We start from the raw sequence: 23,463 nt of genomic DNA on the forward strand, positions 1-23,463 counted from the left end.
GAGCGATGGGTGTTCTCAATTGTTGGATGCAGAACTCCTCCAGTTTCAACGGTGTTGCTGCGAGCGTGTATGCAATCACGAATGATGGCAACGGTCTGAACTGCGGAGCCAATTCAGGACCATATCGGCACCTTCGTCGATGGACTTGCAACATGTGTCGATGAAGACGTCCGGATCCGTCGGCGCCTCATACGGGGAGTCGATGCCGGTGAAGCGCTGGATTGCGCCGCGCCTTGCCAGCCGATACAACCCTTTAGGGTCACGGGCTTCCGCTGCGGCTAAACTCGCGTGGACATGGATTTCGGCGAAGTTACGGCGGCCCGCCGTAGAGCGGGCGAGTTCCCTATCGCGGCGGAACGGCGAGATAAGACATACCAAAACTACGATGCCGGCGTCGGCCATTAATTTTGCGACCTCTGCGACGCGCCGTACGTTCTCGTGACGGTCTGCATCGGTAAAGCCAAGGTCTTTGCATAGACCGAGCCTGACGGAGTCGCCGTCAAGAATGTAGGTGAGTCGGCCAGCTGTATGGAGACGCGCCTCCACGGTGTCAGCAATAGCCGACTTTCCCGCGGCTGATAGGCCGGTAAACCAGAGAATGGCCGGCGTTTGCCGAAGCAAGCGTGCTCTTGCCTCCGGGGGAACCCGGAAGCCGTGCGCATACAACTCTGAAGTGGAAGGCTCATTCGCCATACTTGCCTACTTAGATCGGTCCGGTCGGGGTATGAGCTAGCGCTCACTTGTTGCGGCATTGCGGTGAAGATCCAAAGTCATGCGAGTCCAAAAGAGACCGGCTCATCGACTGACGCCGAAATCTCGTCTCTGCATGTCTTGGTAAATAGAAGACCATTGCACCAAACGTGTTCGACACGTCCCCATTCACACGCCGACGCAGCATCGGGAAAAAAGCCTCGTCCCAGGTGGTTGGCGCTGGTGTTGCACAGCAAGGGAAGGCCTGTGAGCTTCTCGTATTCGATTAGCAGCTGCGCAACAGGGTGTTCGGATGACCTTGCAATGGTCTGCAACCGCGCAGAACCGTCGAGATGCACGACGGCAGGTATCTTGTCCCGCCATTCGTCGCGTGTTTGATGATCGAACAGCATGTAGGGGTCTGGAGTGCCGGGGAGAAATACAGCAGGCGCCCGGTCTTCAAGACATATAGGTGCCACAGGACGGAAATATTCCCGATGCTTGACATCGTTGAGAAGAGCCTTCATGCTCGGCGAAGTCGCAGCGGCGAGAATACTTCTCGCCCCAAGTGCTCGTGGGCCCAGCTCGGCGCGTCCGGCAAGAAAAACGACGGGTCTATTTTCGGCGAGAATATGTGCAAGTTCAGCTAAGGAACAAGGCGACGCAGACCAGCCGGGCACTCGGGTGCCCGTTTTCATTGCTGGGCCGCTATATACCGACCACTCTAACGGCATGAAGCCCTCGTTCGCGGCTATCGCGCAGCATGCGGTACCGATCGCCGAACCGCTGTCGTTCGGAAAGGGCGGAATCCAGGTAGCATCGAACAAGCCACTTGTGCGTAATGCGCTGTTCCATTTGATATTGAGCCCGCATCCGCCGGATATGCACAGGTTGCGCGGCCCGGGAATACAATGCTGCCGCAGGGCCTTCTCCATTTCGCGGACGAGTAGGCGTTCAAGGAAAGTATGGAAAGAGGCGAGTACGTCTTCGGGAGGTTTAGCTTGCAGGTCCGGCACGCATGCGTGGAAGAAATCGCGTATCGCTGCGAGCGATGTACTCGGAAGGTGGAGATTCTGGCGATAGTCTCGCGCGAGTTCTGTGTCGCCTGCGAAGCGTTCCAGGTAAAGGTGACGAAATATATCAACGATGTCTTCGTCGACTGACCCCAGCGCGATGTACGCCATTAGCTTGCCAGCCACTCCCAGGTCCCACTCAGCACCCGCCGCCTTTGCGTACGGCCCGAAATGATGTCCGGCCGCCGCATACATTTGACCGATGATGGGGAACAGCTGGTCAATGAGCCGCACGTCGTCGCGTCCTACATGGTACAACCGTGGCACCATGCCGCCATCCCACACTAGGCATAACGCAGGTTGCCCTAGTTGTGCGAATGGACTCGTGCAGTATGCGGCGGCGACATGGCCGGACACGTGAGGGTAGCTCCTGTACCGATATGACTTGCCGCCGATCAGTAGCCCAGTGCCGTCGACCGAAGCCAGAAGATCGCCGTTTCTTCGTTCCGTATAGGGGGCACCCTCGAGGACGATTGGGGTGGGGCCACTCAGCGCCTGGAACTTTGAAGTCACTTCGCCGTCCCAGCCGTCTATCACAAATTCGTCGATGTCGTCTGTCTGTAGACCGTGCTCGGCTAATGCGGTTTCAATTGCATCGAGGTTCCGTATATCGTGATATCTCGGATTGTTGTCCCGCTTCTCCTGTTCGATGCAAAAAAGGAGCTTTCCATCTTCGACAACGGCGATCGCTCCGTCGTGTGTCAGCTTGAGGCCACAGATGCGCATGGTATCTTTCACCCTAGCGAGGTAAATCTGATTGATGGGAAAAATGCACTGCGTTCTGGAAGCGTGCGAGCAGGCAATCCTCATTGGACGACTGGCCGACGCACTCGACTCGCTCAATCTCGGTGAACCGTTCGTTTAGCATCTTCAGCACCGTTTCGGCACCAGCAATATGTCCCCAGCGTCGACAATTGGCGTCACGTGCTGAACCGAATATCAACTGGCCCTCAGGCGCGAGTACGCATGCCAGATTGCGGATAGCATCTCGCACTTCGGCGATGTCGGCGAGATAGTAGAAAACCTCCGCGACTACGATCAGTTCGAACCGCTCTGCGCTAGAAAAGTGCTGGACGTCTGCAACGATCCAGTTCACGTTCGGCGGGTAATTTAAGCGCTTGCGTGTTCTCGCAAGCGCTTGCGGCATCACATCCATCACGGTGAGCCGCCCACAGTATGGCGCCAATTTCTCTGTGAACGCGCCCCCCGCACAACCAACCTCAAGGGCATGGGCAACGGGGCCTTTAGAGAGGGATAATCGAAGCATGTGCATATGACGCTCATGCTCGAACGGATTACTGTCCAGTTGCCACGGGTCGTCCGCGTCCAACTCCCGTCGCAGCAAGTCAAAATGCGTTACGGTTTTCAATTTAGTTACCCGAGAGTGTGTGCGTTCTAATCTCGTTGCAGGACAGATCGAGCCGCTGACCGCATGTCCGGTACAGATGCAGGCGAGTCATAGCTCAGGGCCATTGCGTTCGATTTCAGTCCCGTGCGGCCACTCTCTCATAGCCCTATCAATTGGCAAAATCACCGCCAGTACATCTTCAACACGTGTTGCCGGCAAATCGAGGTGAACGTTGGGAAGCGTTGAACGGACGCGAACTCCTGGAATGATCGTTCCCATTCCATGTCGACACAACCTCGTGAAGTGGTTCTTCAAAGCGTGGCGGACGGTGCCAAATGCGAATGGCACGCGAAGCTCCTGCAATACAGGATACATCGCGCGAATGGATTGGCTAATTCCGAGCCCCTCGAGGTCTGGCCGCACTCCATACAGACCCAGTTCCGCCACCAGCACATCGGTTGCGCCAACCTTGATGAAGCGGCGCAACGAACCCATGTGCGCCGCCACACCCTGCGAATCGTAGGCAATTGCGCGGAGTTCGGGCCTCGCCCCGGCCCAACTTCGACCGCCATCGAACGGCTTAGCATTGAACGGTCCGGTCGGGCCATACGTCGTCCGAAAAAACTGGGCCAATTCGAGATGATCGGAAAGCTGGAGCTCATTTTCCCAGCACAGTTTCCACTGCACCTTTGAGGACATGGAAAGATACCTTGTTCAATTGCGTCTACGCGCAACCAGTGGCGTGCGATTACCCAGGAGGCGGAAGCCTCGCATTCGGGATGTTGCGCCAGTAGGAAACGCAAGATCGTAAAATTAGTCTTTCGATAGCAGACTTGTTTGAAGGATAGATTTGGTGCTGCTTCTATGGAAATGAACATGGGCGAACATGGATCCTGCCATTACAGGAAAGTCCACCTCTCGCTGTTTCAAAAAATCTCTCATGCTTCCCGCCACTGAAGTGACATTTCAACTCGTCGAAGTTGAGTACGGTCTGCTCCAGAGGCCGTACTTCCTGCCTTTGAAGAACTGTCCTGTGAGAGCAGGGATGCATGGAAGTCCCAAGGTACGTCTGTACCGCTTCCATGCATCCGGCGGGATCATCGAGGAGGTTTTCATAGTCTATTGAAAGCAGATTCTCTGGCGCGAAAGAGTCGACGACTTGACGATGAAAATCGTCTGCCGCTTTGAAGTAGGCTTCGCATAATTCAATGGTCAACGCGACCTGAGGAGGCGGAGCTGATCCATTGTCCGAACCGTACTTCAGCCATTCACCACTTTGTCTCGCTTGCACCAGGGATCGCAGCGATTCCAGCGTATTCCTGCGGACTACAAGCATTGCCTTCAGGCATGGCCACCGTGCCAATTCCTCAAAGAATCCTGGGCGTTCCAGAAATTGCGGCTGATTGATCTTGCAACCGATATGCGTGGCGTGTGCCTTTCCCTTTTGGACCGGATAGCGAAGATAGGCAAGCTCGAGAAGTTCCAGATTGCTGCACCTGAGCCGGTTGGTATCAGGCCAATTGGTGTCATAGGTGTTGAGCAACTCGCCATTGCTCAAGACGCTCGGATGAGCATTCAGCAGTTCTTCCAGATAGTGAGTGCCGGTTCTGGGCATCCCGAGAATCACGAAGGGCTGAGTTTTCGGCATCAAGTGGGTCATGGCGTGCATTTCATTAGGTTGAAAGCGGTGGTTCGGGTGTAGCCCCAGTCTGACGCTTGTCACAAGACTGCTGCTGAGGCGCAACGCCGTCGGCATCAAGACATCAGCCGGTGGCGGACCAGTGTCGCAGACAGGAAGAACGGCAGTATTGTGTAGACACAAAGCACGCCCAGATGCAGCCCCATTCCGCCGACCGGACGTGCAAGCATCGCCGGACGGATCAATTCAACGGAGTGGGCAAGCGGCAGGAACTGTGCAAGGTCTTGAAGCGCGCCGGGCAGTTGGCCCACAGGGAAGACGACACCACTCAGGAACAACATGGGCGTAAGCACAAGCGTCTGGTAGAAAACGAAATAGTCATAACTCGGCGCGATCGCAACGAGTACCATTGCCACGCTCGCGAAAGCGAGGCCAGTCAGAAAAACGACAGGGATCACAGATACGATGCTCGAAAACGCCGCGTAACCGAGCGTCGCCGCAACTACCATCACGGCGGAGCCCGCGAGAAGGGCTTTTGTAGCGGCCCATGCCAATTCGCCAAGAATGACATCGCCAATTGTCAGTTGGGTACAGAGCACGGCTTCCCACATGCGCTGAACTTGCATGCGAGCGAAGGCAGCGTAAATCGTTTCGAAAGTCGCTGAGGTCATGGCGCTTGTCGCAACCATTCCAGCCGCCAGGAATGCAATGTAAGGAGTGCCATCGATGTGACCTATCATTATTCCGACGCCGAATCCGAGACCGAACAAGTACATCATCGGGTCAGCCAGGTTGCCGAGAAGGGAGATAAGTGCCGCTTTTCTCCACGCCAGATAATTGCGCCGCCATACTGCGCGCCAGTTCCAGGCGTTGCCGGGTAGAGTAATCATAAACACTTCGCGCATTATTCAATCCTTCATTTCTCGTCCGGTCAGCCGAAGAAAAACGTCCTCCAGGTTCGCGGGACGTTGCACAATACGCAGACCGTTACGCTCACGCAGTCGCGCGCATACATGTTGTGGATCGGCCGTGTAGCAGAAGAGTGCATCACCGCTAACCTCTGTACGCTGCGCAAACGGCATGAGCAGCGCTTTGAGTTCATGTGGGTTGCCGCCGTATATCTCGATAACGTGACTTCCAATCTGCTCCTGGATTAATGCATTAGGTGCACCCTCAGCAATGCTGCGTCCCCTGTCGATTACACATAGCCGATCGCACAATCGCTCTGCCTCTTCCATGAAATGGGTAGTGAGAAGAATTGTTTTACCGCGTGCGAGTAAACAGCGCAAACGATCCCAGATGAGGTGGCGCGCATGCGGATCTAGCCCGGTTGCCGGTTCGTCCATGACAATAAGTTGCGGATCGTTGATGAGCGCGCGTGCAATGGTTAGGCGGCGCTTCATCCCGCCCGATAACTCTGTGACGCGTGCGTGAGCCCTGTCCTCGAGACGTGCGAAGTGCAGCAAGGATGGAACGACCGCCTCGATTTCGCCTTTGCTCATCCCAAAGTAGCGCCCGAAGAGTTTCAGGTTCTCGCTCACACTAAAACCTGGCTCCAAGTTGTCGAATTGCGGAACGACACCAATGCGCCTCCGCGCCAGGCGTGCCCGCGCTGGCACCGGTTCTCCGAGGACGGTAATCACGCCTGCGTCAGGCAGCGCCATACCCAGCACCATTCGCGTGGTAGTGCTTTTGCCGGCACCATTAGGCCCGAGCAGACCGAAGCACTCGCCGGGCTCTACACGGAAGGACAATCCGTCGACGGCAAGCTTACCGCCATAAGATTTCCTTACGCTGGAGAAGGTGATCGCTGCATTAGACATGGAGCCGGAAATGTATACAGACCACTGTTTAAGGAAGATTCCGTAGCGCGCGCGATGCTACGCATTACTCGCTTTTGGGAACATGGTGCTCGTCGCGGTCTTGGACGGCAGAACTGCGGGAAAGCCAGTCACTGTTGTCCAATGTACATAGAGCGTATGCCTTTACAGGAAGCAGGAGCAAAAGATTTATGAGTGTGTGCACTGAAAATCCGAGAAATCGAAGCTCGCGAGCGCGAATGGCCGCAACGGAGCAACGGACCATCGTCATTGAAGCAATAACGAAGCATGCCTGCCAAGGAGCAGTGGCTGTGAGCGCGATCTGCAGAAAGCCAGAGATCATTGAAATGGCCAGCAGCAGAGAGCCAATGTTCTGCGCTACCACATCAAGAGTTAGGTAGCGGTCAAGACGAGGCAAAAGGCGAAGGGCGAGCAGCGTGTCGCGATAGGTACTGCGCGCCCAGCGCAGTTGCTGGCGCAGGTATGGTCGCAGCCTATCCGGAACCACGGTCGCGGCGACTGCATCTCGAACGTACTCCGTCCGATAGCCCGCCGCGAGCATGAGAATTGTCAGATGGCGGTCTTCGCCGAAATCGCTGCGCTTGCCCCGGAACATTTGCGTTTCGTACTGGTCCAGCAGCAGCAGAAGCGCTGTGCGCCGGTATATTGCACACGGTCCGCAGCAGCACATCACAGCGCCAAAGCGAGCTTGCGCCGCGCGCTCCTCGTTGCACGCAAGCCAGTATTCCATATCGATCAGGCGGGTCAGCCACGTGTCGCTGCGATTGCTGGCTACCAATTGACCCATGGCTGCACCGACCGATGGGTCGCTCATTGTCAGCACGAGTTTCTTTACTGCGTCCGGCGCCAGAGTGGTGTCGGAGTCTACGTTAAGTATGAGATCTGAGGTCGAAGAACGTATCGCGGCGATTTGCGCTTTACGCTTTCCCACATTCTGTGGAAGAAGCAGTACCTTGAATCGCGGATCATGCTCGTGCTCCCGATACACCACGTTCAACGCATCGCGGTTGGCGGATCCATCATCGACTACGTGAACCTTGATAGCGCCCGCGTAATCCTGGGTGCCAATCGAGTCGAGACACGCCCGCAGCGTTTCGGGGTTTTCGTTAAAGCACGGGACGATGACGTCGATGTCCGGCAAATACTCTATGTCGAATACCTTGATGCATGCAGGTGGGCCGCCGCTAGTCGGTAGAGTGTGAAGAACCTGCGCGCTTTTATAGATGGCCGAAAGTGACGCGTATAGTAGGACAGATGTCGTGTTGATTGCGGCAGGAATGTTCATCGGGTCAGTGTGCTAGGAGACGTTGGGATTCTCAGTACAGGCCTGCCGTGAGCGATGGCGCGGGAGTCAGGCGCGGTAATACCATCCAGGTTCATGCATGATTCGAGGGGCAATTATTCTCGTGCCTGTAGAGTTGACGTTTCTCCATGGGGCAGGAAAGACGCTGTTATGGCGTACGAGAGAAATTTCTAGTAACGCACCTCATGGTAGCGAGGTCGCCCAGGACGCTTCCATCGGTATCGGCTGAAAGTCAGATCAGCCAACGCCTGCTTCTGGGTCAGTATTTCCTTAGTTCTATCCATGATCGTCCGCGCGCGGACCACGCGCATACTTGAAGCTGTTGGTGAAACGTCTCTAGGGGAGCATATCGTCCACTTGTCGACCAGCTTGGGGTCAGAGATACTCCTAAAGCGAGATTTTCCGTTGAACTTACGGAAGTGAACCGATGACGAAGCCCCTTTTCTTCAATCCTGGAATCAGGCGTGATAGTGCAATGACAGTCTGCGCGCGCGAAGCATCGCGATGATGCAAGTCGCACTCTTCGGGAGGAGCCCCGTCGTGCAGCAGTACGATCGAGCCGGGCTGCACTGATGCCAATACGGAATCGACAATCGCCTCGGCGCCCGGACGGGACCAGTCTCGTGGATCTACCGACCAGTGGAGTGGCATTAGTCCAGATTTCATGGATTCGGCGATAACGTCGTTCGTCCATTTGCCATATGGCGCACGCATATATCGCACCCCTGCCGCTGGACAAGCACGCTGGATAAGCGCGTTCGCTTCTGCTATCTCGTGCCGTATCTGATCTGGCTCACATTTCGACAAATCCCGATGGGAGAGACTGTGATTCGCGACATCGTGGCCTTCGGAAACCATGCGCCGGATAAGTTCCGGATACTCCGCGGCGTAGGCACCGAGTACGCAGAAGGTTGCCGGTACCTGTTGCCGCGCCAGCAGATCTAGTACTTTCGGCGTCCATATCGGGTGCGGTCCGTCGTCAAAGGTAAGGTAAACCTTACGCTCACCGTTACGCTTACGCTCGTTTAGCACTTCCGCAATAAATTGCGGCATTTCCCAATCGCTGAGTCTTCTCATGGTCTTTCACTCATCTTTTGATGAGTCACCGTCTACCCTGGAACCGTCCCCAGTCGCAACGCGAAATGCGGCGTAGCAGCTCAATATCTGGGAGTTGATGTCGAGTGTCGTTCAGTAGAACGACATGAATACTCATATTAATGACTTGCATGTCAAGCTGAATTGCCGTAACTTTGCGGTACCTCAATAAATTTGTACAATCGATTGTTTCGATATGTGTCATCCATAACGCGGATAATTAAAGATGCGCTTCAAAGGCCTCGATCTGAATCTTCTCGTCGCGTTGGACGCATTGATGGCGAAGCGTAACGTCACGCTCGCGGCACGCGACATCAATTTGAGTCAGCCTGCCATGAGCGCAGCGGTGTCGCGGTTGCGAGACTATTTTCGCGACGACCTCTTCGTGATGAGAGGCCGAGAATTCGTGCCCACATCACGAGCGATAGAGCTTGCCGGACCGGTGCGGGAGGCTCTATCGCATATCCAGCTTTCCATCATCTCGCGCGACGTTTTCCAGCCGGCCAAGTCGGATCGCCGGTTCAGGGTCTGCCTATCTGATTTCATGACGCTCGTCTATTTCCAGAAGGTCATTAAGCGCGTTGCACGCGAAGCTCCCGCGGTCAGTTTCGAATTGCTTTTCCCAGATGACGAGCCTGGGGATTTGCTGCGGCGTGGCGACGTCGATTTTTTGATTCTGCCCGATCTATTCCTGCCGGATACTCACCCGAAAGCGCCGCTCTTCGACGAGAAGCTTGTGTGTGTCGGCTGTCCTGCCAACAAGCAGTTGTCGGAGCAGCTTCCGCTCGACCGGTATATGTCCATGGGACACGTGACGGTGAGGTTCGGGCGGGCACGCAGGCCTTCGATCGAAGAGTTTTTCCTACTGGATCTCGGTCTCAAACGGCGCGAAGAGGTCGTCGTCCCGACCTTTCACCTCATTCCGTCGGTGCTAACGGGTACCCGTCGCATTGCGACGATCCCTTTGAGGCTCGCTAGGCATCTCGGGGAAGCCTCTCCTCTGCGGATCGCCGAAGTACCGCTTCCGCTATCCACTTTTACTGAGGCTATCCAATGGCCTGCGCTGCATAGCGGTGATCCTGCAAGTATCTGGATGCGCGAGCTATTGCTGGAGGAGGCGCAAAGTCTTGCGTAGCGTGATGTCATGTGTACTGCTATTCGGCGAGCCCACACTCTCCGCCAGCGTGTAGCGGAAATCGCGCAACGTCGCGCGAATTGCCCTGTCGACTTCTTCCTCCGATGCGCCGCGATAGCGGAAGCGTGCGAGGATGTTGCCCGAGCAGCTGGAACCGTTGAATAAGTGACGTCTCGCCGGGAGCACAGCTTCGTAAAGCCCCGGGATAGTGTTCGGCAATTGTGCGTCGACGAATATCTTGCCGACTGGCTCTGGCAGCATCAGGAATCCACCGCGTGTGATCGAGGTTGACGCGATTAACGCCGCCTGCGCCCGTGCGGCGTACCGCGCTTCGTCACCTGATTGGTGAGTGACCCAGAGGTCGAAGAGGTCGACGCCGTACAATTCATGGAAGAGAAAGGGAATTTCCCCGCTGCCGACACGGGCACCGACTTCCAGAAAATAGAATCCGTCGCAAGCTCCGATTATCTCGAGATGAAACGGTCCATTGCTCAAGGCGAGCGCTTTCAGGCATGCCGCCGCGAATTCAAGCACCGCATCATTGAGCGGCCCCGGGTCGAGCATCACCGAGCCTAGGGGTTTTCCTTGTGCAAACTGAAGACGGTTGTTGATGTAGCGGGACGCGCGCGCAATTACCCATGTGTCGTCTCGCACGAAACCGTCAACGTGATAGACGGGCCCTTCGATGTACTCCTCGCACTCGTACTCAACCAGCGGTAGTGTCGGCCACAACATATCCAATCGCGCACGGGTGTCGATGCACGGTACGTCTAGGCCTGCCGCGCCGGTACGTGGCTTTACCATGATCGGAAAGCGCATCACAGGGGACGAATTTGCTTTCGCAAAGGCCACATCTTCCAACGCTGCAACGCGTGGCACACGCAGGCCCGCGGCAGCAACGGTATGCTTCATAGCGGTCTTGTCACGAAAGCGGACGACGGTATCTGGCAGATCGCCAGGGATATTGAACGAATTGCGCAGTCGCGCGGCCTTCAGAAGGTCGAATTCGGACAATGCGATCAGCCTGTCGATGCCGCCGAGCGCCGATTGACAGGAGCTCATGGCCTTATGCAGCGCATCTTCATCAAGGATGTCTGCTAGCTCTTCGACATGCGCGGTTTGAGAGGCGTCGAGCGCAGCCGCGCCGTTCGGCGTGCAGATGTAAGCGACGTTATTCGTCGCGTGATCGATGTAGCGATGGTAAGCTGCAAAGCCGTCGGACCATCGGTTAAGCACGACTATGCGGCTACGCGGGGCGTGTTTGTTGGTTGTCATGAAGGGCAAACCGTTCAGATATCGTTACAGGCGCGGCCGGATCCGAGCGCTCTCAGCGCTTCAGCAAGGCGCAAATCAAGGTCGACCGATCAGGCGCGATGAACAACACATGGCCGACACGGCCGCTCGTCGCGGGACTGAGCCGCCGATTGAGAATGGACCACCACCTCCTGGAAAACTGGTATGGCGCGAACGCGTTCGACGGCGGCTGCGTCGCCTACCGGTGCGAAGAACCGCACGCCGCTGACGCACAGGGCAGGTCTTGCATCGACGTCGGGGGCTGGATCAGGATCGCCGAGGTGGCTGCGTATCGCCATTTCCGGCAGAGAGATTGACCTGCTGAGTTCGATGAGCCGATAGGTGCGATCACCTCCGAGGCAGGCCGCGATCTTGATCAGCACCGGACCGTCGCGTGTTATGCGCACTTTGGCGTGGAAAACACCGAGGGTCAGTCCAATCTGCGCCGCGGTGTGCTCGACGTAATTGACGAGCGCGGCTCCTTGGTCCGCGCTCAAAGAGGCTTCGACAAAGTGGCCCAATTTTGCGAAGTTCTGCTCTGCGCCCAAAAGATTTTCGGTTACTGCGACGACGCGGGGTCCGTGCTGGCTGCTGACGTAGCCTTCGATGCAGTACTCTGGGCCCTTCAGATACTGTTCAAGGAGCAACACGTTGCCGGCCTTGTGGCCGATATCGACAACGCCGTGATGCATGGCACACTCGACCGCAAGTTGCAACTGGGAAAGAGAATTGACGTACCTCACATGCATGCCGCCGCGGACAGGCTTGAGGACGGCTGGAAAACCTACGTGTAAAGCGGCTGTTATGACGTCGCGACGATGTGCGATGAGGGCGAACACAGGAACCGCCAGTCCGGCGGCGGCGAGATGCATGCGGCTGCGATATTTATCACGCGTGAGTGCTGCCGCTTCCGGCTGCAAATGGGGAAGACCAAGGAGCGCCGCTGATTCAGCTGCTACGCCTGTTGCGTATTCGCAACCGGGTACGATCGCATCGACGCCGATGGCGCATGCGGCGACCGCCACGGCGTTCGGCGAGGCAGTGTCCACCATCGTGTACGACACCGCGGCGGCCTGCAGTTCGCGTGACAGGGGGGGCTCATCGCTTTTGGCCGAAAATACGTGGGTGGCCACGCCAAGGCGCACGGCTGAGGCGACCAGTGCGGTCCCGGACGAGCGCGGCTCAATCACGATGATGGCGGTCATTTGATCGCTGCCTGTTCAGTGCCGGTTTCCGGCCGGGGTAGGGTCGCCACACGCAACTCTTCGAAATACTCGTGAATCATTCCGACAAAGTTGTTCAAATAGATTTCTGCTTTCTCCATTCCGCCCCAGCCACCGATCGCGAGCTTCAGAGCGATCCATGTGGAGTCTTCCAGGTTGCGCGATTCGGCGTACTCAATGTGGCTGAGTGTACCCTTTACGTGATCGTGCCCGAATGCGCGCGCGGCTGATTCCGCGATGACCTTGTTGTAGCGGCCCGAATACCATGCCTGCAACCAGTTCAAGAGCATCGTAGGGAGCGGGCCATCGCGGACAATGCTGAGGTAGAGATATCCGATTAGCTTGTCTGTGCTATTGAATGGTCTAATGCTGTCCACGCTTGCTGCGGTCAGGCCGAACCTCTCGAGGTCATGCAGAAGAAGGCATTCTTGCCCATACTCTTGTGCGAGGTGTTGCGCCAGCATCTGCGCGAGCGAGTTGTCCTGGCAGCCTATCTTGTAAAGCGCGAATGCGCCTACCTCGTTGTTGAGCCGGATGCGCAACACGGTTTCGACGAGATGGCGCCGATAGTACTCACTGTCGATCCAGTCGCCGCAGTGGAACGCAGCGGTTTCCGGCGAAATTGCGAGTGCCTGGTCCATGGCATGCTTGGCAAGCTCCTCGAAGCGAACCCGATCGTTGGGTGTATTCATGTGATCTCCAGATAGGATGAGAAGGAGCGAACGCGGCGCGCTGCGTAGCGGGTCAGCGGCGAATAAACCGGAGACACGAACTGCTCGTCGCACGAAGCAATGGTGGCTCGCTAGCTTTGCGAAAGTCCCCACGCTTGGCCTCGAAGCAGCGCACCGGTCGCCGTGCAACGAGAGGGCGTTGAAGGCCGACCGCTCTCGGGCGGCCCCAAATTGGGTCGCTCTTTGCAGAGCGGTCTGCTTTGGCAAACGCCATCGCATCGAAATGATTCCTGTCAACCGACAACTGACCCAATCGTTTCCTTAAACACAGCGAATGCTTTTTGTAACAGGTATCTAGGCTCCATTCTCATTCGTTTTTTGCTCACCCATGCTCTCGACTTGGGCGACGGAAGGATACTAACTGCAGCGGTATGCGTGGTATAAGCTGATAATGTTTATGTTTGCATGAGGGAAATTGATGATTCGCGATCTCGACAGCACACTACTGCGTACGTTCGTGACGGTAGTGGAAGCCGGCAGTGTGAGCAATGCTGCCATGGAGCTGCATCGTACACAGGCGGCCGTCAGCATGGCCCTCCGGCGGCTCGAAGACGAAGTCGGCCAGCGCCTCCTTGAGCGTTCACCGCGCGGCGTGAAGCCGACCTCTGCGGGCAATGTTCTGTTGCCGTATGCACACAAGCTGCTCGAAATTGGCCTTGCGGCGCGTTCCGCTCTTACTTCGGGTGAAGTTGCGGGTACCGTGAAAATTGGACTTCCCGAGGACATCGCGATGAGTCACCTCCGCCATGCACTGCGGCAATTTTCGACATTGTTTCCTGATGTAGCCCTGGAGATCGTCGTTGATGCGAGTCCGGCCTTATCGCAGCGGCTCATGAGCAACACACTCGATTTCGCGATTGGTGATCCAGCCCAGATCCCCGCGGAACCGCTCGTCACCTGGCGACATCCCCTTCGCTGGGCGGCTGCGCGCACGCGCAATGATGATCTCGGAGACGGTCCGCTGTCGATTGTTGCATTCGGCGGTTCATGCAGGTGGCAGGAGAGCTATTTTGCCACGTTGCTTGAAGCAGGTATCGCTTGGCGCGTGGCCTGTAAAAGCACGAGCCTCTCTGCGGTTCAGTCAGCCGTTGAAGCTGGGCTCGGCGTTGCGCTACTTCTGGATTGGCAGGTGCGCCGCGATACGATGCGTGCGATCGATCCCAGCGCAGTAGGGTTGCCGCTGCCGCCGGTGGCGGAATTCGGTCTCTTTAGTCCTGGGCGATTAGAAGACCGCTCGTCTGCGGCCAACGCACTTCAGCGTTTTCTCTTCCGTTCGCTGCAATTGAGTACTCTTGGAGACGGTGTACACGACGGAGCGTCATCAGGCTTGCCACTGCGTGCTTCAAACTAATGAGCCTCTGAGGTAAAACGCGTCGAAGGGCCGAACTTCGGCGCGCCAAATGGAGGTGCAGACGATAACGTCCTGTCTTTTGAATCCAGCATCAACGCTACGTGAAGCGCATTCTCTAATTCACGCGCAGTCATGCTATTTCCCCACAAATCAAGTGCGACTCATGCATTTAAACATAGACTGCCGCACAAATCTAAATTTGTCGTAAAACCAACGCTTTCTTTCGGTAGTATCCCATCTGCGCACAAAGATACCTCGTGTTTTTTGTCGTATTTCTGACACCGCGACTCCGATTGTCGCGTCGCTGTCTGTTTTGTCGGCTTTCGTGCCCGTTGCGATAAGAATTCACCGTGGCTTGCGCAAATGTAGCGCCGCCATTCATTGTGTTGGGGCCCGGGTCCCGCGGCGCTAACGTGCAATTTCCGGAGTTCAGATCTATGTCGCAGCTCGATGTCAATGAGAGTCATCTCAATTTTGATGTGGTCTACAAAGTAGTAAAGACGTTGACCTCGTCACGAGATACCGAAAGGACGTTGGAGAGATCTTTGCATTACCTCTCATATGCGTGTGGATGGCGCTCCGCGTTTATTGCGGTCACTGAGCCAGACGGCCATCTGGGCGGCCTGTGTGGCACGGGGTTGTCAGCGGGCTGGCGTGAACGTCTGCGTTTCCTGCCCAATGACGGGGTATTGGGGCGAATACACACAAACGACTCGGCCGTGGTGGTGGCGAGACTGCGTGATGAACCACTCTTCGTGGACAGCATCGATATGTTCGACGGATTGGAAGGTGAGCATGTGGCACTGCTCGGGGCGCCGATCAGGTATGAAGGGCGGCCGCTCGGCGTACTTGTTGCGTTCTGCGAGAACACGGACGGACAGCGCGCCTTTGCGAGCGACCTCCAACTCATGAAGGTCGTCGCGGCGCCGATGGGCCAGGCACTTCTGCTTGATCGTGCGTCGGGACAGATGCACCAAACCGCGCGACAGGAGATGAGACGAGCGGTCAACGCAGACCAGACTTCGTCTCGTATCGACAATGTGCTCGGAGAATCTGCCGCCATGCAACGCGTCTTTTCGCAAGTTCATCAAGTAGCGCCAGCGCGGACGACGGTGCTTTTGCGCGGCGAGAGCGGAACTGGAAAGGAGCTGATCGCGCGCGCGATTTATGGGTTATCTCCCCGCAAGGGCCGGCCGTTCATATCGGTGAACTGTGCGGCGCTCACTGAAACGCTGCTAGAAAGCGAATTGTTCGGCCATGAGAAGGGAGCGTTTACCGGTGCGCAATATCAACGCAAAGGGCGTTTTGAACTGGCGCACGGTGGGACACTTTTCCTCGACGAGATCGGCGACATCTCGCCTTCGTTCCAAGCCAAATTGTTGCGAGTTTTGCAGGAACGAGAGTTCGAGCGGGTGGGTGGCACCACCCCGGTAAGAGTCGACGTGAGGCTGATCGTTGCCACGAACCGCAACCTCGAACAAATGGTGAAGGCGGGGGAATTTCGTGCGGATCTCTACTACCGCATCAACGTCGTTAGTATCCTTTTGCCGCCGTTGCGCGAACGCCGTGAGGACATTCCGGCAATGGCGCAGCACTTTTTGGATCGCTTTAACCGCGACAATCGTCGATCTTTGCATTTCAATGAACAAGCGTTTCGGGTTCTTTCCAGCTGCTACTGGCCTGGCAATGTGCGCGAGCTGGAAAATTGCGTTGAGCGTACCGCGACCATGGCAGATCACGACACGATAGATCGATTTTCCTTTCTGTGTGAGAGAGGCCGGTGCCTCACCAAAGAGCTGCATTACATCGAACGAGAAGACGCTGTGCGTGCTGCCCGCACGTTGGACGCTACAAACAGTGAAGTGCCGAATGCCCTGGCGAGCGTAAGTGCCGGTGATTGGAATGGGCGTAGCTTCGAGACGCCAAGCGGTAGCGACGTGCCGGGCAGCGAGCGGGAACAGCTTGTGTGGGCAATGGAGCGCTGTGGATGGGTGCAAGCGAAGGCCGCACGACTCCTACATATCACGCCGCGGCAGATCGGCTACGCACTGCGTAAGCACGGGATCAAGCTGCGCCGCTTCTGAAGGCAGCGGCGGTTGCGCGGATGCATTTGGAGAGACTGGGCGAGAAGGCTACCGGCAGGCTCTCGCGTGTCGCAACATTGTAGTGATTGGTTCAACTCCTTCAACGCAGGTAACAAGGACGACAAATCCGGCTTCGGCATAGCGTCACTATGACTGTTAGCTTGGGCTACGATGGTGGTACGCAATTTGCCTGTAGTCGTGGACTTCTATTGTCAGGACTCTACGATGTGGCTAAAGACGAGCGCTGTCGAGATCTTCAACGAACCGGGTTGCGCAAAGAACCTCGCGAAGAGCGAAAAGGAGCGCAAGCAAGGCTGTTCGAAGCAGGTTTCGCCGGGGGCGGCCGCTGGCGGATGCGCATTCGACGGCGCGCGGATCGCATTGCAGCCCGTGGTCGACGTTGCACACTTGGTGCACGGGCCTATTGCATGTGAAGGAAACTCTTGGGACAACCGCCATTCGGCATCGTCTGGGCCGACTCTCTACCGCACCGCGTTCACAACCGATATCAATGAACTCGATGTAATTTACGGCGGTGAGAGGCGGCTTTTCAGGAGTCTGCGTGAAATTTTCGAAAAGTACGATCCGCCTGCCGTGTTCGTCTATCAGACGTGCGTGACCGCATTGATCGGCGATGATATAGACGCCGTATGCAGGCACGCGTCGGCAAAGTTCGGTAAGCCCATCATACCGGTGAATGCGCCCGGCTTCGCAGGATCCAAAAACTTCGGCAACAAGCTCGCAGGGGAGACGATCCTCGATTACGTCATCGGCACGCGCGAGCCGGCGTACAAGACACCATTCGATATTAATCTTATCGGTGAATATAACCTCTCGGGCGAGTTGTGGCAGATAAAGCCGTTGTTCGATGCGCTCGGCATCCGGCTCCTGTCCTGCATCTCGGGAGACGGCCGCTACAGCGAGATCGCGAGCGCACACCGCGCGAAGGTCAACCTGGTGGTGTGCTCCAAGTCCATGCTCAACGTTGCGACAAAAATGCAGAAGCGCTACGGTATTCCATACCTCGAGGGTTCATTCTACGGAATTGGCGACACGAGCGACGCGCTGCGCGCGGTCGCGAGGCTACTGGTGGAGCAGGGTGCGCCGGACGATCTTATCGTGCGCACCGAGCACCTTGTCAAGGCAGAAGAGGCGCGCGTATGGGGGCGCGTTGCCCCGTACAGGCAGCGGCTCGATGGCAAACGTGTGCTGCTCATCACCGGCGGCGTGAAGTCATGGTCAGTGGTCGCGGCGCTGCAGGAGGCCGGGCTCGAGATCGTCGGCACTAGTGTGAAGAAAAGTACGGATGGGGATAAGGAAAGAATCAAGGAGATCATGGGCAATGACACGCGCATGGTCGACAATTTGACGGCGCGCGAGATGTACAACATGCTCCGGGATGCGAAGGCGGACATCATGCTGTCTGGCGGGCGCTCGCAGTTTGTCGCGCTTAAGGCGCGCATGCCGTGGCTCGACGTGAATCAGGAGCGACACCATCCGTACGCTGGCTACGAGGGCATTGTTAAATTGGTGCAGGAGATCGACCGCGCAATCCAGAACCCAGTCTGGCAGCAGGTGCGTATTCCTGCGCCGTGGGACGACGAAGAGGTAGTGCATCGCGAGGGGATTCTTAAGTCTTCCACGCACATCAATCCGATTCCGCGGGGCGCAGACGGTGAGGCATACGATTGGAACCTCCGCGCGGCGGTATCGAGTTGAGTTTCGGAGTGGGGCACATATCATGGCGATAGTCGTCGAGTCAGAAAAAGCCTGTACCGTTAATCCCCTAAGAATGAGTCAACCGCTCGGCGCGACGTATGCAGCCATGGGGCTTGATGCATGCATGCCGGTAATGCACGGCTCGCAGGGCTGTACGTCGTTCGCGCTCGTACTACTGGTGCGCCATTTCAAAGAAGCCATTCCGCTGCAAACAACGGCGATGAGCGAGGTCACCACGATTCTCGGCGGATACGAGAACGTAGAGACAGCGCTGCTGAACATTCGCAAGCGCGCGGCGCCTAAGATCATTGTGCTCTGCACGACTGGCCTGACTGAGACGAACGGCGAAGATGTGGAGGGGCACCTTGCGATGGTGCGAAAACGCAAGCGCGAACTGGACGATACTGAACTCATCCTCGTATCGACACCGGACTATATTGGTGCCTTTGAGGACGGCTACAGGCGTGCGGTGACCGCGATCGTCGAGACACTGGTGAAGCCGTTGCCGACGATACCTCAGCAGATCAATCTGGTGCCGGGCAGTCATCTATCGCCTGGTGACATCGACGAGCTTCGGGAGATTATTTGCGCATTCGGGCTGGAGCCGATTGTGCTTCCAGATGTTTCCGGCTCCCTCGACGGCCACCTTGATTCTGCGTGGCGTGGGACGACGCTGGGCGGAACGACGATTGATCAGATCCGTGCGGCGGGGGCGTCGTCATTCACAATTGGCGTGGGTGAGCAAACGCGCGACGCCGCCGAGACGCTCGAAGCAATTGCCGGCGTGCCGTTCGAGATCCTCGAACGGCTAACGGGGCTGGAGCCGAACGACCGGTTCTTGCAACGTCTTGCACAACTTTCGGGGCGTGCAGTCCCGGCCCGGTATCGCCGGCAGCGCAGCCAACTACTGGATGCGATGCTCGACAGCCATTTTTATACGGGTGGTCTAAAAGTGGCGATTGGTGCGGAGCCGGACATGCTGCTTTCGATCGGTTCGCTGCTCCGTGAAATGGGTGCGGAACTATCTGTTTGCATCAGTACCACTGCTTCGGCATCGCATGCGCTGTTGCCGGCAAGCGAAGTCATATTGGGGGACTTGGAGGACATGGAACGAGGCGCGAGTAACTGCGACCTGCTGATCACGCATTCGCACGGCAGGCAGATGGCCGGTCGCCTCGGAAAGCCGCTGATGCGCGCGGGCTTTCCGGTGTTTGACCGCGTCGGCAACGCCCATCGTTGCCAGATAGGTTATCGCGGCACAATGAATCTTATTTTCGAGATTGCCAATCTTATGTTCGAGAGGATCTCGCAACCTCATCCCGGCGACTGGAAACTGCCGCAATCATCGGGCGGCCTTGATGTTTCGGTTCAGGGTTAGGTTTAAGAGAAGGGTGTTACATGCCGTAACTTGAACTTGATGAGGAGACCAGCGCATGAAGATCGCCTTTGCGACACAGGACAAAGTGCACGTCGACGCTCATTTTGGCTGGGCGAAAGGCATTGCGGTCTACGACGTGACGACGGAAGGGCATTCACTTTTACAGATTTTTGATTTCGGCGACAAGCTGATGCAGGACGGTGATGATGAGAAACTTGCGCCGAAGCTCGAAGTGATCCGCGACTGCGCGATCTTGTATGTCGCGGCCATAGGCGGTACGGCGGCTGCGCGCGTAGTAGCGCTTAAGGTCCATCCAGTGAAGGTGCCGCAGCCATTGCCAATCGAAGAGATTCTAATCAAGCTGAGCAGGGTTCTGAAAGGCACGCCGCCTCCGTGGTTGCGCAAGAAGCTCACCAGGGAACGTGGCACACCGTACGATTTTGCGGGGGATGACGAGTTGCCCCCTGGCTAAAGCCGATCTCCGTAGTATGACGGTTCTTGTTGCCAGTGACGCCTGTAATGCGTCGTCCGATAAGGAGGACATGATGTGTAACGACTCGCGGGAACTTAAGACGCGCCTGAAAAAACTCAACGCGTTGGCCACGCAGGCCAAGATGGATCTGCATGATCTGTCGGAAGATCTACCAACGGGTTGGGAGCAGATAATGGTAGTCGCGCAACGCTGTCACGACGCGCATGCGGCGTTGATGCAGGCACGTCAGACTGCAGTTTCGGCTTCCGATTAAACTCCGGACCTTCAAATGAGCCATCCTTTTAGTGTGATACTCCCAAGCGGAGAGGCTTGGATACCTCACTTTGTTGATTCACTCGACGAACAAAAGTGCATCGGTTGCGGGCGATGCTTCCGGGTTTGTTCTCGCGGCGTACTTCAACTGTTAGGCATCGATGAAGCTGGCGATCATGTTCCACTGGATGATGACGATGAAGAGGAGGACGAGCATGAAAAGAAGGTCATGACAATTGCGCATCGAGGTCTCTGCGTTGGCTGCACGGCATGTGCGAAGATATGCCCGAAAGGGTGCTACACACATGCTGCGGCTCAAGTGTGAGCAAGCGAGAATTTCTATGGATTACTACGCGGTGTTAATGCGCCATGCGGAAAACCCGGGCGACTTGACGGTGCTTGCGGTCGCCGGTGTGCTCGCAGCGGCGCTCGACAAAGGCGGTACGGAAAGATTGCCTATCCCCGGACTGGATGCAGCGGAGACACACTGGATGCTTGCTCGCTGGTTCCCTGGTGCCGAGAGTTCTCTGGGTCTTTACTTCGGCGCGTCGGCTGCAGATTCACAGCTAGGACCGTCTTATGACGACATCGATCTTGTAATGTTGTTAAAGACACACGCCAATCCGGGGGCAGGCACAACGACCGAGATCAATTGCATTTCTCACGCGCTGGTCTACGCTTGCGCAGGCAAAAAACATCTGTGGCAGGAGCTGCGCCTTTCTTCGCGCGGCGAATTGTCGGCGCTTCTCGAGTACTGGTTTCCGGCGCTTGCTGAAAAGAACGTTCACGGCATGAGGTGGAAGAAGTTTCTCTACAAGGAACTTTGCGGGACCGAGGCGTTGAACGTCTGCCGGGCCTCAAGCTGCGGGGAATGTGCGGAATATTCCAGTTGCTTTGGGCCGGAATGAATGTGCGGATCAGTGGCGACTCCGATTGACGTAGGTATATTTGATTCGTTTCCCTGTCGGTTGCAGGAAGAATCGCGTAATGTATGTGATTTGGTGGGCAGTACGGCGAGTGATATGAAACGAAGACCATTAGGGATATTAACGTTGACCGACGGGGGCAGTTATGAAGAAGCTAAAGAGGGTGCTGTGTGGTGCTCTGATGGTCGCTGCGCTGGCCGGGGCGGCGGTGTTGGCTGCTGCTTCGGATAAGGAATGCACGTGGCAGGATGCGGAAAACCCTTTAGAGAGTTTTACCCTCCAATGGTGGTCCGGCGGGGGGGAGGAGTTCACGCGGCGGAGCGAATGGACTGATTATTGAGCTTCACCAATGCTGACGGGAAACCAGTGCTGACAAAAATGGCTTGCGCATTCATCAACGGCTTAGGGAAAGATTGGCGTTGGCCGCCGTTCGATGCAAAGGCGCGCTGGCCGTACTGGCTCAGCAGTTCGATCTTCACCGGGATAGGCAGGAGCGCGCGGCGATCGTATCTAGATTAAGCGCAGGTAGCTGGTCCGTGGGCAGAGTCGTGCTCGCATGCTGAGCCCGCAACGTTCACCGACACGCCTACCTCGTGTACATGGTCACCGAATTGCCGCGAAACCCGTTGCCATTTAATTGAGCGCCTACCGTTCAGCATCGCAAAACTCCACGCCATCGCGGTACGTTGAGTTGGGGGGGCGGGCGCGGTTGAGCGCTTTACCCATCGATGGGCATCTTGTGGCGTTGGAAAAACTATTGCATTTGGGCATCGCGCGAATGGCAACGCCATTCTTGCGCCTCGCTGGCGTGGGTGTGGAGCCCGCCAACCACGGCCGTCCTGATACGGGTCATGACCTTTGAGCTATGCCGATCGGATCAGGCTCATGACGGCGGCACCACGCCGGCCCGCACGAATAGAGCCGGCGAACAAGTTCCGACGATTATGCTGACGTCAACATATTGACTAGCCGAATGAAATCCGTTCTGTGCAAAATAGGATACATTTTTGACAAAATTAGTATTAAGTTGAAGCGAATAACCGCTGTCTTTCGCTAAGCCACTTAGAAGCCTTAACAAAAAGAAAGAAGGGCTGCTAACCCTCGATGAATGCTGTTAACCGTTTCATTGTATCGACGACGAAAATGGTATGGACGCCGCCCACCGTGCCGATAGTTGGAGGTGGCTGTGATGAGCAGAGACAACGGGGTTGGGCCCGCACGGACCGACGTCGCGATGACGACTAGGTTTGAGCATCATGTAGACTTTCGTACGCAAACCGGAGAGGCGATCATGAAGCCTATGCCAGTTGGTGTCGATATCGCAAAAAAAGTCTTTCAGGTACTCCACGTGGACGAAGAGACCGGCGAAATCGTCAACAAGCCGATCAAACGGGCGAAGTTTCTCGCGTGCTTCGCAAACCGCGCAATCGAGCAGATGAAGAAGCGCCGGCCACTGAACGTCGTGATCGTCGCACTGGCGAACAAGATGGCCCGTACCATTTGGGCCATCCTCGCACATGGTTGTTCCTATCGGAGTGGATATGTGAGCGCCAGGCCAGTTTGAGCGATTTTCGAACGCACATGAAATCAGCTCTGTAGTCGGAGGATGGGACGTCAAAAGGTTGCGCTGGCACTTGAGAGTGATGGCAAAGCAGGTCGGACCGAGACTCGCCAAACCTGAATGTCCTTTCGGGCTAAAAGCCCGCGACGAAAATGAGGCGCGAGTCAGCGGAATCCATAGGGGCCCGCAGTGAAACACTAGCTGCAAAGGCCAGATATAAAGCTGCAGCCGTTCCTGTTACGTCAGAACACTCAAAGCCCTTCGCAAAAGGGCGGCGTCCATAGTGTGCTACGAATGCGAGCGCAGCGGTTGCGCGAGCAATGCTTTA

At 56.5% G+C, this 23,463-nt stretch carries 22 protein-coding genes and 2 pseudogenes; 11 read left to right on the top strand and 13 right to left on the bottom strand.

The features are described from left to right. Positions 1-75: 75 nt before the first annotated feature. The 9 genes from cysC to nodB form a co-directional block, all read right to left on the bottom strand. Positions 76-693, bottom strand: a complete 618-nt coding sequence (gene cysC, locus ACOJB8_RS32705; protein ID WP_069268325.1) for an adenylyl-sulfate kinase — start codon at positions 691-693, stop codon at positions 76-78. Between the two features lie 77 nt (positions 694-770). Further along, positions 771-2,489 (bottom strand): nodulation protein NodU, encoded by a 1,719-nt coding sequence (nodU, locus tag ACOJB8_RS32710; RefSeq protein WP_475016250.1) that lies wholly within the window; start codon positions 2,487-2,489, stop codon positions 771-773. A 13-nt stretch (positions 2,490-2,502) separates the two neighbouring features. Further along, entirely contained in the window at positions 2,503-3,132 is a 630-nt protein-coding gene (gene nodS, locus ACOJB8_RS32715) for a nodulation methyltransferase NodS (RefSeq protein WP_069268326.1), read from the bottom strand. Positions 3,133-3,219: 87 nt separating this feature from the next. Continuing rightward, positions 3,220-3,810, bottom strand: a complete 591-nt coding sequence (locus tag ACOJB8_RS32720; RefSeq protein WP_475016251.1) for a NodA family N-acyltransferase — start codon at positions 3,808-3,810, stop codon at positions 3,220-3,222. 163 nt (positions 3,811-3,973) lie between these two features. Continuing rightward, the gene (locus ACOJB8_RS32725) at positions 3,974-4,771 is read right to left on the bottom strand and encodes a sulfotransferase (RefSeq protein ID WP_083245588.1); all 798 of its coding nucleotides are present in this window, start codon (positions 4,769-4,771) and stop codon (positions 3,974-3,976) included. Positions 4,772-4,866: 95 nt separating this feature from the next. Further along, positions 4,867-5,655, bottom strand: coding sequence for an ABC transporter permease (locus ACOJB8_RS32730; protein ID WP_475016253.1), 789 nt, complete (start codon positions 5,653-5,655; stop codon positions 4,867-4,869). A 3-nt stretch (positions 5,656-5,658) separates the two neighbouring features. Beyond that, on the bottom strand, positions 5,659-6,573 hold the full coding sequence (gene nodI, locus ACOJB8_RS32735; RefSeq protein ID WP_069268330.1) for a nodulation factor ABC transporter ATP-binding protein NodI: 915 nt from the start codon (positions 6,571-6,573) through the stop codon (positions 5,659-5,661). 64 nt (positions 6,574-6,637) lie between these two features. Further along, positions 6,638-7,876 (bottom strand): chitooligosaccharide synthase NodC, encoded by a 1,239-nt coding sequence (gene nodC, locus ACOJB8_RS32740; protein ID WP_475016255.1) that lies wholly within the window; start codon positions 7,874-7,876, stop codon positions 6,638-6,640. A 429-nt stretch (positions 7,877-8,305) separates the two neighbouring features. Then, positions 8,306-8,971 (bottom strand): chitooligosaccharide deacetylase NodB, encoded by a 666-nt coding sequence (gene nodB, locus ACOJB8_RS32745; protein ID WP_475016256.1) that lies wholly within the window; start codon positions 8,969-8,971, stop codon positions 8,306-8,308. Positions 8,972-9,215: 244 nt separating this feature from the next. Between nodB and ACOJB8_RS32750 the strand changes: the two genes are divergently transcribed. Continuing rightward, positions 9,216-10,124: a LysR family transcriptional regulator gene (locus ACOJB8_RS32750; RefSeq protein WP_069268331.1), complete on the top strand. Its 909-nt coding sequence runs from the start codon at positions 9,216-9,218 to the stop codon at positions 10,122-10,124. Here the strand turns inward: ACOJB8_RS32750 and ACOJB8_RS32755 are convergent. The 3 genes from ACOJB8_RS32755 to ACOJB8_RS32765 form a co-directional block, all read right to left on the bottom strand. Beyond that, positions 10,092-11,399 carry an ATP-grasp domain-containing protein gene (locus ACOJB8_RS32755; protein WP_475016259.1) on the bottom strand — a complete coding sequence of 436 codons (1,308 nt, stop codon included), beginning with the start codon at positions 11,397-11,399 and terminating at the stop codon, positions 10,092-10,094. The genes ACOJB8_RS32750 and ACOJB8_RS32755 overlap by 33 nt on opposite strands. Positions 11,400-11,488: 89 nt before the next feature. Then, entirely contained in the window at positions 11,489-12,622 is a 1,134-nt protein-coding gene (locus tag ACOJB8_RS32760) for an ATP-grasp domain-containing protein (protein ID WP_475016260.1), read from the bottom strand. After that, on the bottom strand, positions 12,619-13,332 hold the full coding sequence (locus tag ACOJB8_RS32765) for a hypothetical protein (protein WP_475016261.1): 714 nt from the start codon (positions 13,330-13,332) through the stop codon (positions 12,619-12,621). The genes ACOJB8_RS32760 and ACOJB8_RS32765 overlap by 4 nt, the downstream gene beginning before the upstream one ends. Before the next feature lie 457 nt (positions 13,333-13,789). On the opposite strand from ACOJB8_RS32765, the gene ACOJB8_RS32770 reads away from it, so the two are divergent. The 8 genes from ACOJB8_RS32770 to ACOJB8_RS32805 all read left to right on the top strand — a co-directional run bounded on the left by ACOJB8_RS32770 (position 13,790) and on the right by ACOJB8_RS32805 (position 21,556). Further along, entirely contained in the window at positions 13,790-14,722 is a 933-nt protein-coding gene (locus tag ACOJB8_RS32770; RefSeq protein ID WP_342950208.1) for a LysR family transcriptional regulator, read from the top strand. 437 nt (positions 14,723-15,159) lie between these two features. Continuing rightward, positions 15,160-16,806, top strand: coding sequence for a nif-specific transcriptional activator NifA (gene nifA, locus ACOJB8_RS32775; protein WP_475016263.1), 1,647 nt, complete (start codon positions 15,160-15,162; stop codon positions 16,804-16,806). 225 nt (positions 16,807-17,031) lie between these two features. Further along, positions 17,032-18,525, top strand: a complete 1,494-nt coding sequence (gene nifE / locus ACOJB8_RS32780; RefSeq protein ID WP_342950210.1) for a nitrogenase iron-molybdenum cofactor biosynthesis protein NifE — start codon at positions 17,032-17,034, stop codon at positions 18,523-18,525. A gap of 22 nt (positions 18,526-18,547) precedes the next feature. Further along, entirely contained in the window at positions 18,548-19,903 is a 1,356-nt protein-coding gene (gene nifN, locus ACOJB8_RS32785) for a nitrogenase iron-molybdenum cofactor biosynthesis protein NifN (RefSeq protein WP_069268339.1), read from the top strand. A 55-nt stretch (positions 19,904-19,958) separates the two neighbouring features. Then, the gene (gene nifX / locus ACOJB8_RS32790) at positions 19,959-20,375 is read left to right on the top strand and encodes a nitrogen fixation protein NifX (RefSeq protein WP_342950211.1); all 417 of its coding nucleotides are present in this window, start codon (positions 19,959-19,961) and stop codon (positions 20,373-20,375) included. A gap of 73 nt (positions 20,376-20,448) precedes the next feature. Next, positions 20,449-20,649 carry a CCE_0567 family metalloprotein gene (locus ACOJB8_RS32795; protein ID WP_069268349.1) on the top strand — a complete coding sequence of 67 codons (201 nt, stop codon included), beginning with the start codon at positions 20,449-20,451 and terminating at the stop codon, positions 20,647-20,649. A 15-nt stretch (positions 20,650-20,664) separates the two neighbouring features. Continuing rightward, a complete protein-coding gene (fdxB, locus tag ACOJB8_RS32800; RefSeq protein ID WP_083245591.1) occupies positions 20,665-20,973 on the top strand; it encodes a ferredoxin III, nif-specific in 309 nt (102 codons plus the stop codon). Between the two features lie 16 nt (positions 20,974-20,989). Continuing rightward, entirely contained in the window at positions 20,990-21,556 is a 567-nt protein-coding gene (locus ACOJB8_RS32805) for a nitrogen fixation protein NifQ (protein ID WP_475016265.1), read from the top strand. Positions 21,557-21,882: 326 nt separating this feature from the next. On the opposite strand, the gene ACOJB8_RS32810 is transcribed toward ACOJB8_RS32805, so the two are convergent. After that, positions 21,883-22,053: a hypothetical protein gene (locus ACOJB8_RS32810; protein WP_475016267.1), complete on the bottom strand. Its 171-nt coding sequence runs from the start codon at positions 22,051-22,053 to the stop codon at positions 21,883-21,885. Positions 22,054-22,865: 812 nt separating this feature from the next. Between ACOJB8_RS32810 and ACOJB8_RS32815 the strand changes: the two are divergent. Together ACOJB8_RS32815 and ACOJB8_RS32820 are read left to right on the top strand one after the other, a co-directional pair. Next, a pseudogene (locus tag ACOJB8_RS32815) lies at positions 22,866-23,000 on the top strand (IS110 family transposase); the annotation flags it as partial. Further along, a pseudogene (locus ACOJB8_RS32820) lies at positions 23,001-23,138 on the top strand (IS110 family transposase); the annotation flags it as partial. Positions 23,139-23,463: the final 325 nt, after the last annotated feature.

The sequence above is a fragment of the Paraburkholderia sp. BR10141 genome, assembly GCF_056155635.1.